Consider the following 11,525-nt stretch of genomic DNA (forward strand, 5'->3'; position numbering starts at 1 on the left):
CCCCGCGCGCCCGTCCTGCCGCCTATTCCGTCGCGCTGTCGTAGAAGGCCAGCAAGTCGCGGCGCAGGCCCTTCATGGACTCCGGGTGGATGTAGATCATGTGCCCGGATTCATAATAGCGATAGCTGATATCGGCCTGCAGCGCCTTGTCGAGCTGCATATGCTTCAGGTCATATTCGGCGCCGGCAAAGGGCGTCGCCATGTCATAATAGCCGTTGAGCGACAGCACTTTCAGATGGCTGTTGGTGCGCATCGCGCGGGCCAGGTCCAGCGCGGTGTCGGCCGCCGGCATCGGCCGGCCGCCGCCGCCCGGCGCGCGATGGCGCTGGTCCCAGGCCGGGCTGATCTCCTTGTAGAAATTCGGGCGGTAGCTGAGCGGCGTCTTGTAGCCGAGCGTGCCGAACAGATAGGAATTGAGCGCCGCGATATAGGCGCCGCTGATCGAGGTGTCGGCCGCGTCAAATTCGGGATCGGCGGCGCTGTCGTCGACATCGATGCCGACGAAGCGGGAATCCAGCCGTCCGACGGTGCGGCTGCTGTCGCGCATCAGCTCCTTGCGGAACCGGCCGAGATCGACGCGCAGCTTGTTCTGCAGGATGAAGCCCTTGGACAGGCCGGTATAGGCGGCTAACTGGGTCGCGATCGCATCGCGCTCGCCATCGGGCAGGTCGTCGCCCTTGGCCAGTGCGGACAGATAGGGGCCCAGGGCAAAGGCGCGCACTTCGCTCAGGAACGGCTCCAGCGTCGCCGGTCGGTTGGGCAGGCGGTTATGATACCAGGCGGTGGCGGCATAGCTGGGCAGATAGGTGACGTTGATCTGGTCATAGCCCGGATTGCGGATGCCATAGTTCAGGATCGACGACAGCAGCACCACGCCGTTCATCTGCACGCCGCGTTCCTGCAGCGTGTTGACCAGGCCCGCCGCTCGCAGCGTGCCATAGCTTTCGCCGAGCAGGAATTTGGGCGCATTCCAGCGATTGTTGATCGTCAGATAGCGCTGGATGGCGCTGGCAAAGGCGTCGATGTCCGGATCGACGCCCCAGAAATCCTTGCCCTGTGCCTTGCCGAGCGGACGCGACAGGCCGGTGCCGATCGCGTCGATGAAGACCAGGTCGCTGCGGTCGATCAGGCTGTCGGGATTGGGGCCGATGGCGAAGGGGGCGGGGCGAGCGGTGTCGGGCGTCGGCGTATCCACCCGGACGGGGCCAAAGGAGCCGATGTGCAGCCACATGGTCGACGAACCCGGACCGCCGTTGAACAGGAAGGTGACGGGGCGTTCCTTCGCGCCCTTGGCCCGATCGGCGACATAGGCGGTGTAGAACATGCTCGCGATTGGTTCGCCGGCATCGTTGCGGATCGTCAGCGTGCCGGGCGTGGCGGTATAGTGGATCAGCTTGCCGGCGACCGTCACCGACGCGCGGCTGGGCATCGCCTGTTCCTCGACCGGGGCGACGGCGCTATCGTCCTTCTTGGCCTCTTCCTTCTCCGCCGGGGCAGGCTTGTCGGCGGCGATCGACGGCGCAGCCAGTGCCGTCAGCAGCAGGGGAAGGGCGGAATATGCGATGTTTTTCGGGATCATGACTCTGCCTGTTGCCTAAATTTGCGGCGAACCGTACATCGTATACCAAATCTGTCAAATGTGCATATGCGTCATCTTCGTAAAGTTCCAAGGGAGGACCAGAACATGAAGAACCGATGGCCCCGGCTCGCCGCCGCTGCCGCACTGTTGCTCGCCACGCCGGCACTGGCGCAGGGCTTCGATGCCGCGCAGGTCAAGCAGGGCGACCATGTCATCCGCGATTTCGCCTTTCGCTCCGGTGAGAAGCTGCCCGAACTGCGGATGCATTATCGCACCATCGGCACGCCGCATCGCGATGCCAAGGGTCGGATCGACAATGCGGTGATGATCCTGCACGGCACTGGCGGATCGGGCGCGCAGTTCCTGCAGCCGCAATTTGCCGACGAACTTTACGGCCCCGGCCAGCCGCTCGACGTGCGCCGCTATTTCATCATCCTGCCCGACAATATCGGCCATGGCGATTCCTCCAAGCCCAGCGACGGCCTGCGCATGGCCTTTCCCCATTATGATTATGACGACATGGTCGAGGCGCAGCGCCGCATGCTGGTCGACGGGCTGAAGGTCGATCATCTGCGGCTGACCTTCGGCACCTCGATGGGGTGCATGCACATCTTCGTCTGGGGCGAGAAACATCCCGGCTTTGCCAGTGCGCTGATGCCGATGGCGTGCCAGGCAGCGCCGATCGCCGGGCGCAACCGGATGTGGCGCAAGGCGGCGATGGACGGCATCCGCGCCGATCCCGCCTGGCAGGATGGCAATTACAAGGCGCAGCCGCTGCTCGGCCTGCGTACCGCATCCAGCCTGTCGCAGATCGCCGGTGCCGCCGCCTGGTACATGCAGGTACAATTCCCCACGCGCGACGCGGTCGACGCCTATTGGAAGGAACGGTTCGATCGCGACATCGCCAGCCGCGACGCCAATGATTATCTCTACCAGCTCGATTCCTCGCGCGATTATGATCCGTCCGCCGATCTGGAGAAGATCAGCGCGCCGATGACCTGGATCAATTCCTCCGACGATTTCATCAATCCGCCGGAAATGGGCATGGCCGAAACGGCGGCCAAGCGCCTGAAGACCACGCGCTACAAGCTGATCCCCTATTCGCCCGAGACGCGGGGGCATAGCACCCACACTTGGGCGAAATTCTGGAAGGATGAACTGGTCGCGCTGCTGGCGCGCAGCTGATCTTTGATGCGCCTGTCGGCGCATGGCGGCTCCAGCCCGCTCCCCCGCCCGACCACCCATATATACTGCCGTTGGGTGGCCGGGTGGGGGAGCGGGCCGGTACGGAATGGAAATGCGCGCTTCCGCGCATTTCCCAAAAGACGCTATCGGCCGCCTTGTTGCATGAGGCGGCCGATACGCGGCGACACGATCAGGATGATGAGGCCGATCAGCATGGCAAGGCCACCGATCCGGCCATAAGCGGCGAGCACCGTGCTTGCCTGGTCTGCCCCCGCCGATGCGCCGATGGCGGCGGCGATCACGCCCGACATGAAATTGCCGCCCGCCGTCGCCAGGAACCAGGTGCCCATCATCAGCCCCAGCATATGGGGCGGCGACAGGCGCGACATCGCTGCCAGCCCGACCGGCGACAGGCACAGTTCGCCCATGGTGTGGAGCAGGTAGAGCAGCAGGATGAAGAGCATCGGCATCTTCGCCCCCGGCAGCATCATGCCCGCGCCGACCAGCAGCAGGAAACCGGCGCCGACCTGGATGATGGCCAGGCCGAACTTGGCGGGGGCGGACGGCTCCAGCCCGCGCCGGCCGAGCTTCAGCCATAGCCAGGCGAAGAAGGGCGCGAGCAGGAAGATGGAGAAGGGACCGACCGCCTGGAACAGCGAGGCCGGCACGGTGATGCCGAACATGGTGCGGTCGACATGCCGATCGATGAACAGGTTGAGCGAGGAGCCGGTCTGTTCGAACAGACCCCAGAAGACGGGCTGCACCACCAGCAGGAAGATCGCCACCAGCAACCGCCCGCGCGCTGCGGGATCGAGCTTCAGGCAGGCATAGGCGACCAGGCCGATGCCCATGGCAAAGCCGCTGGCGCTCAGCAGATAGCCGACCGTCGCGGGGCTGGCGAGCAGGGCGAGCATCGCCGCGGTGAAGGGCAGGGCGCTGGCATAGAGCCAATATTCGCGGGGGATGCCGAACAGCGGGCTCGCCAGCCAGGCCGGGTCGGGCGCCTCGCCCTGGCCCTGCAACAATGGCCTGCCCATGACGAAGACGATGATGCCCAGGATCATGCCCAGCGCCGCTGCGCCAAAGCCCCAGGACCAGCCGATCGTTTCGCCCAGCAGGCCGCAGACGAGCGGGCCGAGTGCGCCGCCAAGGTTAATGCCCATGTAGAAAATGGTGTAGGCCGGATCGCGACGCATGTCGTCGCGGGGGTAGAGCTGGCCGACCAGCACCGAGACATTGGCCTTGAGGAAGCCGGTGCCGACCACGATCACCGCCATGCCGGCGAGAAAGATGCGGGTCGCGCTCTCACGGTCGCCGCCCAGCGCATCGAGGCCGAGCAGGATATGGCCGCAGGCGATGACGATGCCGCCGAACAGCACCGCCTTGCGCGCGCCGAGGTAGCGATCGGCCAGCCAGCCGCCGACCAGCGGGCTGACGAACACCAGCGCGATATAGGCGCCATAGAGCATGCCCGCGCGCTCGTCGGAGAAGAGGAACTGCTTGGTCAGGTAGAAGATCAGCAGCGCCCGCATGCCGTAGAAGGAGAAGCGCTCCCACAATTCGGTGAAGAAGAGAATGAACAGGCCGCGCGGATGGCCGAGGAAGGTGGCGGTGGCGTGATGATCGGCTGGGGGCATGGCGCTCATTGGCAGTAGGCAGGGTGGGTCGAGTCCGGCTCGAACGCGGACACATGGTTGAGGGCGATCACCCAGCGGCCCTCGACCTTGCGCATCAGCCGCGTGTTGATGCCGGACTGGCCGGGTTTGGCGGCAAGGTGGAAACGGCTGATCAACTGGGCCGCATCGGGCGCCAGCATCTCGATCCTGATGTCGCAGAAATGGAGCGTGCCGCGCGTTTCGGGCGAGGCGCCATAGTCGCGGACATAATGATCGAGCGTCCCCTGCCAGTCGCGCTGGAACTGGCCGCGCGACACGAAGGTGACGCCGGGGTTGAGGAAGCCCGCCATATAGCCGCGAAAATCACCCCGGTTCCAGGCAAGCTCCATGTCGGCGATCACCTGCCGGATCGCCGCCTTCTCGGTCTCCACCGAAGGGGGGATCGGCGCGGCGCCCATGCAGAGCGCCGCGCCGATCAGGGGGAGGAGAATGCGCTTACTGCGCCGCACCGGACGCCCCGGCTGCGGCCTTGGCCTTTTCCGCCTGGATGAAGCGGTCAAGCTCCGCCTCCATCACCGGCAGCGGGACCGATCCCATGGTCAGCAGCGTGTCGTGGAACGGGCGCTGGTCGAACTTGTCGCCCAGTTCCGCCTCGGCCTTGGCGCGCATCTTGCGGATCGACAATTCGCCCAGCTTGTAGGCCAGCGCCTGCGCCGGCCAGGCGATATAGCGATCGACCTCATTGGTGATGTCGAGCTTCGCAAGCGCGGTATGGCTGGCCATATAGTCGATCGCCTGCTGCCGCGTCCAACCCATGGAGTGCATGCCGGTGTCGATCACCAGCCGCACTGCGCGCCACATTTCGAACGTCTCGCGGCCGAACTCCTCATAGGGCGTCTCATACATGCCCAGCTTGGTCCCCAGCCATTCGGTATAGAGGCCCCAGCCTTCGCCATAGCCCGAGAAATAGGTCTGGCCACGGAAGGCCGGGCGATTGGGGGCTTCCAGCGCATAGGCGGCCTGGAAGCTGTGGCCCGGATTGCATTCGTGCAGCGTCAGCGCGGTCAGATTGTAGAGCGGGCGCGAGGGCAGGTCATAGGTGTTCATCAGGCAGGATTCGAGCCCGCCCCGACCCGAGGTATAGATGGGCGCGATCTCGTCCGGCACCGGCAGGATGGTGAAGCGATAGCGCGGCAAATTGTTGAACGTGTCCTTCAGCTTGCCGTCCATCTTCTTGGTAACATAGGCGGAATAGGAGAGCAGCTCGCGCGGCGTCTTGGCATAGAATTGCGGATCGGTGCGCATGAATTCCAGGAACTCGGCGAAGCTCCCCTGGAACTTAGCGTCCGCCATCGTCTTCTTCATGTCCGCGTCGATGCGCGCGACTTCCTTGAGGCCGATCTCGTGGATCTGCTGCGGCGTCAGGTCCAGCGTCGTATATTCGCGGATCTGGTCCTGATAGAAGGCCTTGCCGTCGGGCAGCGAATAGGCGTCGATCGTCTTGCGCGCCTTGGGCATATATTCGCCGCGCATGAAGGTCAGCAGCTTCTGATAGCTGGGCGCGATGGCGTCGCGGATCAGTGCCTGGGCCTGTGCCTGCATCGCCTGGCGCTGGTCGGCCGGGATGGTGTCTGGCATCGCGGCGAATGCTTTGTAGAAGGGATTGTCGGTGCCGGCGGCCAGGAACGGCTCGATCGTCTTGTCACGCCCCTCGATCGACACGCGCGGCACGGTATAGCCGCGCTTCAGGCCCGCCTGCATGTTCGCGATCTGCTCGTCGAAATAGCGCGGGATATCCTTCATCCGGCCGAGATAGCGGCGATAATTGTCGGCGCTGGAAAAGGGCGTGCGCGGGTTGAGGCCGGTCCAGAAGAAGGTATCGCTGTTGAACGGCGCCTCATAGGTCTTGTACTTGATCTTGGTCGCATTCTCCCAGACCGAGGTCTTGAACACCGCCTTGTTGATATATTCCTCATGCGACAGTTGCGCGTCGGGGATCTGGTCGAGCTGTTTGAGGATGTCGCTCCAATAGGCATAGCGGCGCTGCTGGGTGGCGGCCGTCACGCTGGGCAGATGATCGTCGGCGCCGCCTTCGGTCCGGCCGCTGCCGGGCAGCCGGGCAAATTCCTTCTGGCGCCAAGTCCATTCGGCGTCATACAGTGCCTTAAGCTTCAGGTCGGCGGCGGTCGGTTGTGCGGCCGGTGCGTTGGCGGCCGGCGCCGTCTGGGCGAGGACAACCGGGGCCGTGCCGGCGAGCCAGGCGATGGCGAGCAAGGATGCGGCATGGGGCATTTTCATGAATGTCTCTCTTCCCTGTTCGGCGAAGCGATCCGGCGCCCCGCTCCTATCAATAATGTATACGATATACCTTGATTAAGGCGGGTCAAGTGCGTGTTTCGCCCGCGGGCGTGAAAATGCGCGCGCCGAACATCGGCCCGGCCCGCGTCATGCCGGGGGCCGGCTGGACGCGGATGACCACCGTGCTCTTGCCGCGCGTCAGTGCTTCGGGAATGGCGTAGGTGACGTCGAAAAATTCGCCCGGCCGGTCGGCATCCAGCTTCTGCGTCGCGATTTTCTGGCCATCGACCAATATGTCGAACAGCCGGTTGCGCTCCTCGCCCCAATAGGTGGCCTGCAGGATCAGCGGGCCGGACTTCACCTTCATGCGGAACTGGAAATGGCCGTCGGTGCGCGCGTCGCGCCCATGCCGTCCGCGATAGGTTGTGGTGTAGGAAAGTTTCGCCTCCAGCCCATGATCGCGCTCGGGCTGCATCTCGCCCAGATGCATGACGTCGACCGAGCGCCGCTCCAAGTCGCGGAGGTGCGCCTGCTCGACGGCAAAGGCTTGTTGTTCGACGCCCCATTCGTCTTGAGTGAAGCGCTTGAAATAGACAGCGGTGCGGCGGTCTCGTTGCTGGAAGAAGGGAGCGAAGCTGAGGTCGGCGGGCTTGCCGATGCCGACGGTGCGATAGGCGGGCACGGCGGCGGTTGTGGCAGCAAAGCCCTGCGTCACATCGGCGGCGACAAGCGCCGGGGATGGACCGTCAAAGGGCTGGTCGGCCGCGCCCAGATCGGCCGCCAGCACGACCGGGCCGTGCAGCAGCGCGATGGTCCGGGCATCATCCGGCGTTGCTTCGACCCGCAATGCCATCGGCAGGTCCAGCGTCACCTGATCGCCGGCCTTCCACTTGCGATCGATCAGGGCATAGCCATCGGCGATGCGCGGGGCGGGCAGGGGCGTGCCGTTGACGGCGATACGCGCGTCCTGGCACCATCCGGGGATGCGCAGCGCCAGGGTGAAGCGGCCGGCCCGCGCCAGTTCCGGGATCGACATCGCGATGTGCCCGTCGAACGGATAGCCGGTCTCGATCCGCAGCTTCGCGCCCCGTGCCGCCCAGTCGGCTTCGCTGGGGATATAGAGATTGGCGATCAGCATGTCGGCCGGCCGGTCGGCATCTTCCCACCAGATGGATTCTCCGTGCTTGGCATGGCTTTCCATGCCGCTGCCGACGCAGCACCAGAAATCGTCGAACGGTTCCGACCAGACGCGGTGCGACCCCGACATCAGCGGCACCATATAGGCGAACATGCCGGTGGCCGGGTTCTGATGCGCCAGGATATGGTTGATATGGGCGCGCTCATAATAGTCGAACAGGCGCGCCTCGGGCTTCCAGGCATAGAGATGCCGGGTCAGCTTCAGCATGTTATAGCTGTTGCAGCTTTCGCAGGTCTGTTCGGTGATATGCTTGGAAATTGTGCCGGGATCAGGGAAATATTCCCGGTCGGCATTGCCGCCGATGACGTAGCTATACTGACCGACCACGGTCTCCCAGAAGAAGTTGGCGGCGATCGCGTCGGCGGCATTGCCGGTGATCTCGTGCAGGCGGGCAAGGCCGATCAGCTTGGGAATCTGGGTATTGGCGTGGATCCAGGGCAGGCTGTTCTGCCGCTGGGCCAGCGGATCAAGCACCTTGCGATGGCGCAGCCGCGTGGCCAGCGCCAGCCAGCGCGGATCGCCGGTGCGGGCGTGCAGTTCGGCGAAGCTTTCATTGATGCCGCCATGCTCGCAGTCCAGCACCTGCTGCACCTGCGCATCGTCCAGTTTCGCGAACACGCCGTCGATATAGGCGGCCAGGGCCAGCGCGACGCCGCGCGCCTGGCTGTTGCCCAGATGGGTTTCGGCGTCGAAGAGGCCGGCGAACAGCTTGTGCCAATTATAGAAGGGCACCCAGCAGCCGTTGAGGTCAAAGCCGGCCGATCGGATGTCGCCGCGCATGATCTCCGGAAAGATCAGCCTGCCATCCTCGATCACATCGTCGCGACGGCGGGTGAAGCCCGCGACATAGCCATCGCCGGCCGCCGCCTGGCACTCGGCCAGTTCGGCGATGATATAGGCGGCACGGCGGGCGCATTCGGCGTCGCCGGTCTGGGCGTGCATCAGCGCCAGCGCGGTCAGATAATGGCCCAGCGTATGGCCGGCGATGGTGTCATTTTCCCAGCCGCCATAGATGGCGCCCTTGGGCGTCAGGCCGGCATGTTTGCGGAAATTGTGCAGCAGCCGGTCCGGCTCCAGCCGCAGCAGATAGCGGCGATTGCCCTCGACCGCGTCGGCAAAGGGGGAGGGTAGGAGCCGGGTCGCATTTAGCGGCAAGGCGCGCGCCGATTCGGGCAGCGCACTGCCGGTCGCGGCATGGGCGACGCTGCTCCATCCCTGCCAGGCGGGGGCCGTCGCGGCGGCTGTCGCGGCCAGCAACATGGCCCTGCGGCTGAGGGGCGTGTGACGGTGGGACATGGCGGCTCCGGCTTGTCTGTAATCGTTATACCGTATACGATATTGCGATTATGGTTCGGGATCAAGACGGAGGATGCATGTCTATCTTCAACGCCGCGGCATGGGCAATAAAGGGATGAGCGTTGACGAAAGCGTCACGCTGACGCTGCAGCAGGTCGCGGATCTGGCCCATGCCGTGCTGCGCCGCCATGGTCTGGCGGGGGCGCATGTCGGCCCGGTTGCCGCGACGATCATTGCTGGCGAGCGCGACGAATGCGCGTCGCATGGCGTCTATCGTCTGCTCAACTGCGTTCATACGCTGAACAGCGGCAAGGTCGTGCCGGACGCAGTGCCAGTGGTTGATCACGTCACGCCCGCGCTGCTGCGCGTGGATGCGGCCGGCGGTTTCGCCCAACTGGCTTTCGCTACGGGATTGCCTTTGCTGGTGGAAAAGGCGCGGACGATGGGCATCGCCGCCATGGGCATCAATCGCTGCGTCCATTTCGCCGCGCTCTGGCCGGAGATCGAGGCGCTGACCGATCAGGGGCTGGTCGCCTTCGCCTGTACCCCCAGCCATGCCTGGGTCGCGCCGGCCGGCGGCACCTCGCCGCTGTTCGGTACCAACCCGATCGCCTTTGGCTGGCCGCGCCCCGGCGGCGATCCCTTTGTCTTCGATTTCGCCACCAGCGCGGTCGCGCGCGGCGAGATCGAACTGCATCGCCGTGCCGGCAAGCCGATCCCGGAAGGCTGGACGATCGATGCCCAGGGCCATCCGACCACCGACGCGGAAGCGGGCCTGGCCGGAGCGCTGCTGACCTTTGGCGGGCACAAGGGATCGGCCCTGTCGGCGATGGTCGAACTGATTGCCGGGCCGCTGATCGGCGATATGACCAGTGCGGAATCGCTGGCGCATGACGATGGCGCCAAGGCATCGCCCTATGGCGGCGAACTCATCATCGCCATCGATCCCGCCGGCTTCCTGGGCGCGGCGGCCGCCGAGCATATGCAGCGGGCCGAGGCGCTGTTCGACGGCATTACCGGCCAAGGCGCGCGCCTGCCATCGCAGCGGCGCTTCGCGGCGCGTCGTCGCACCCCCGATCAGGGCTGTCGCATTCCCCGCGCGCTCTATGAGGAACTGGCGGCGCTCAGCTGAGCGCCGCCAGCGATTTCAGGCGAACGGCTGGTCGATCGCGACCGAGGGCGGGGTGAACCAGGCGGCCCCGGTTTCGGTCACGTAAAAATGATCCTCCAGCCGCACGCCGAAGCGATCCGGCACGACGATCATCGGTTCGTTGGAAAAGCACATGCCCGGTTCCAGCGGGGTCATGTCGCCGCGCACCAGATAGGGTGCCTCATGGATCGACAGGCCGATGCCATGGCCGGTGCGATGGGGCAGGCCGGGCAGGCGATAGTCGGGGCCAAGGCCCGCCGCCTCCAGCACGCGCCGCGCCGCCGCGTCGATCGCGCCACAGGGGATGCCGGGCTTGACTGCATCGAATGCGGCCTGCTGCGCTTCCTTCTCCAGCGCCCAGATGCGCCGTTGCTCGGCATCCGCCTCGCCATAGACATAGGATCGGGTGATGTCGCTATGATAGCCGCCGATGGTGCAGCCGGTATCGATCAGCACCATGTCGCCTTCGGCCAGCACGCTCTCGCCCGGCAGGCCGTGGGGATAGGCAGTCGATCGGCCGAACTGGACGATGCAGAAGCTGCTGCCCGATGCGCCGAGCGCCCTGTGCGCGGCCTCGATGAAGTGACGCACCTCGGTCGCGGTGATGCCGGGGCGCAGGATGCGGGCGGCGCGGCGATGCACCTCCAGCGTCATCGACTTGGCCTGCTGCATCAGCGCCAGTTCGGCGGCCGACTTGCGGCTGCGGCAACCGTCGATCACGGCCGAGGCGGCAACCAGCGTCACGTCCGGCGCGGCAGCGCGAATGCGCTCGACGAACAGGAAGGCCATGGCCGGGTCGATCCCCAGCCGGGCGACGCCCAGCGTCTTGAGCGCATCGGCGACCAGGGCGGACGGGCTTTCATCCTCTTCCCACAGGCGCAGGTCGCCGGCGTCGATCTTGAGGTCTGCTTCCAGCGATCCGCGCTCGAAGCGCGGGCAGATCAGGATCGGATCGCCGTTGAGCGGCAGCAGCATCGCCACCAGTCGCTCGCTCGCTCCCCAAGGAACGCCAGCGAAATAGGCAAGGCTGGTTCCGGCGTCGATCAGCAGCGCGTCGAGCCCTTCCTGCGCCATCAAGGCGCGGGCCTTGGCGATGCGTGCCTGATATTCGGACGCCGTGATGGCCGGCGCGCGATCGGGCCAGGGCTGAAGTCCGGCCAGTTCGGTGGCGGCGTCGGAGCCGCCAATCTGTTGTGTCATACT

8 protein-coding genes are annotated in these 11,525 nt (G+C 65.4%); 2 read left to right on the plus strand and 6 right to left on the minus strand.

From position 1 onward, the window contains the following. Positions 1-22 precede the first annotated feature (22 nt). Positions 23-1,579 (minus strand): S10 family peptidase, encoded by a 1,557-nt coding sequence (locus tag HH800_RS07450; protein WP_169860677.1) that lies wholly within the window; start codon positions 1,577-1,579, stop codon positions 23-25. A gap of 105 nt (positions 1,580-1,684) precedes the next feature. On the opposite strand from HH800_RS07450, the gene HH800_RS07455 reads away from it, so the two are divergent. Beyond that, entirely contained in the window at positions 1,685-2,764 is a 1,080-nt protein-coding gene (locus tag HH800_RS07455; protein WP_169860678.1) for an alpha/beta fold hydrolase, read from the plus strand. A gap of 143 nt (positions 2,765-2,907) precedes the next feature. Here the strand turns inward: HH800_RS07455 and HH800_RS07460 are convergent, their stop codons facing one another. The 4 genes from HH800_RS07460 to HH800_RS07475 all read right to left on the minus strand — a co-directional run bounded on the left by HH800_RS07460 (position 2,908) and on the right by HH800_RS07475 (position 9,172). After that, the gene (locus tag HH800_RS07460; RefSeq protein ID WP_169860679.1) at positions 2,908-4,410 is read right to left on the minus strand and encodes a peptide MFS transporter; all 1,503 of its coding nucleotides are present in this window, start codon (positions 4,408-4,410) and stop codon (positions 2,908-2,910) included. Beyond that, positions 4,407-4,838, minus strand: coding sequence for a YybH family protein (locus HH800_RS07465; RefSeq protein ID WP_169863267.1), 432 nt, complete (start codon positions 4,836-4,838; stop codon positions 4,407-4,409). The genes HH800_RS07460 and HH800_RS07465 overlap by 4 nt, the downstream gene beginning before the upstream one ends. 37 nt (positions 4,839-4,875) lie before the next feature. After that, positions 4,876-6,678: a DUF885 domain-containing protein gene (locus tag HH800_RS07470; protein ID WP_169860680.1), complete on the minus strand. Its 1,803-nt coding sequence runs from the start codon at positions 6,676-6,678 to the stop codon at positions 4,876-4,878. Positions 6,679-6,763: 85 nt separating this feature from the next. Further along, a complete protein-coding gene (locus HH800_RS07475; protein ID WP_235682043.1) occupies positions 6,764-9,172 on the minus strand; it encodes a glycoside hydrolase family 127 protein in 2,409 nt (802 codons plus the stop codon). A 115-nt stretch (positions 9,173-9,287) separates the two neighbouring features. On the opposite strand from HH800_RS07475, the gene HH800_RS07480 reads away from it, so the two are divergent. Then, positions 9,288-10,304 (plus strand): Ldh family oxidoreductase, encoded by a 1,017-nt coding sequence (locus HH800_RS07480; protein ID WP_169860681.1) that lies wholly within the window; start codon positions 9,288-9,290, stop codon positions 10,302-10,304. Between the two features lie 15 nt (positions 10,305-10,319). Here HH800_RS07480 and HH800_RS07485 read toward each other — a convergent pair whose 3' ends face one another. Beyond that, the gene (locus tag HH800_RS07485) at positions 10,320-11,522 is read right to left on the minus strand and encodes a M24 family metallopeptidase (RefSeq protein ID WP_169860682.1); all 1,203 of its coding nucleotides are present in this window, start codon (positions 11,520-11,522) and stop codon (positions 10,320-10,322) included. Between the last annotated feature and the right edge of the window lie 3 nt (positions 11,523-11,525).

Source organism: Sphingobium yanoikuyae, from assembly GCF_013001025.1.
Taxonomy (GTDB): Bacteria; Pseudomonadota; Alphaproteobacteria; order Sphingomonadales; family Sphingomonadaceae; genus Sphingobium; species Sphingobium yanoikuyae_A.

What these genes read in the sequence shown, in the direction of transcription:
- HH800_RS07470 (WP_169860680.1), bottom strand. Translation starts at nt 6,678, where the DNA reads ATGAAAATGCCCCATGCCGCATCCTTGCTCGCCATCGCCTGGCTCGCC.
- HH800_RS07450 (WP_169860677.1), bottom strand. Translation starts at nt 1,579, where the DNA reads ATGATCCCGAAAAACATCGCATATTCCGCCCTTCCCCTGCTGCTGACG.
- HH800_RS07465 (WP_169863267.1), bottom strand. Translation starts at nt 4,838, where the DNA reads ATGGGCGCCGCGCCGATCCCCCCTTCGGTGGAGACCGAGAAGGCGGCG.
- HH800_RS07475 (WP_235682043.1), bottom strand. Translation starts at nt 9,172, where the DNA reads ATGTCCCACCGTCACACGCCCCTCAGCCGCAGGGCCATGTTGCTGGCC.
- HH800_RS07460 (WP_169860679.1), bottom strand. Translation starts at nt 4,410, where the DNA reads ATGAGCGCCATGCCCCCAGCCGATCATCACGCCACCGCCACCTTCCTC.
- HH800_RS07480 (WP_169860681.1), top strand. Translation starts at nt 9,288, where the DNA reads ATGAGCGTTGACGAAAGCGTCACGCTGACGCTGCAGCAGGTCGCGGAT.
- HH800_RS07455 (WP_169860678.1), top strand. Translation starts at nt 1,685, where the DNA reads ATGAAGAACCGATGGCCCCGGCTCGCCGCCGCTGCCGCACTGTTGCTC.
- HH800_RS07485 (WP_169860682.1), bottom strand. Translation starts at nt 11,522, where the DNA reads ATGACACAACAGATTGGCGGCTCCGACGCCGCCACCGAACTGGCCGGA.